This window comes from uncultured Shewanella sp., from assembly GCF_947501665.1.
GTDB lineage: Bacteria > Pseudomonadota > Gammaproteobacteria > Enterobacterales > Shewanellaceae > Shewanella.
In genome coordinates, this window is sequence record NZ_CANMWS010000081.1 from 1 (window position 1) to 628 (window position 628).

Genomic DNA, 628 nt, shown 5'->3' on the forward strand with positions numbered 1-628 from the left:
GGCAGTCTTATGAGCATCGACGGGGTTGGGTTGAAGAGCGAATCCTTGAGCTTGGGCAGGTATTTGCTATTGATATTTGTGCTTATGCTGTCATGTCTAATCATCTGCACTTAGTCCTTTGTGTGGATATTTATGAGGCGAATGCTTGGACGGAGCTGGAGGTTGTCGAGCGTTGGCATCAATTATTTAACGGGACTGAAATCACTCAAAAATTTGTTAATGGAAGTGCAGTTGAAGAATTTGAAACAGCATTATTATCACAAACCATTGCCAAGTACCGTAGTCGTCTAAGTGATATTAGCTGGTTCATGAGGGCGCTAAATGAACCTATTGCACGAAAAGCGAATATAGAAGATAAATGTAGCGGTCGTTTTTGGGAGGGACGTTTCAAATCTCAGGCGCTACTTGATGAAGCGGCTGTGCTAGCCTGTATGGCTTATGTTGATTTGAATCCTATTCGTGCAAAAATAGCAGAGACTCCGGAGTCGTCTGATTTTACTAGTATTCAAAGGCGAATAAAGGCTGCGCTTAAAGGTGAACAGCCAGCCAATTTATTAGGATTTGTGGGTAATGAAAGGCTTGATGTTCCTAATGGCTTGGCATTTCATTTGAATGATTATTTGCAGTT

At 41.9% G+C, this 628-nt stretch carries 1 pseudogene; it reads left to right on the top strand.

Going from position 1 to position 628, the window contains the following annotated elements:
• Positions 1-628: pseudogene (locus Q0976_RS24000) on the top strand (transposase); the annotation flags it as partial.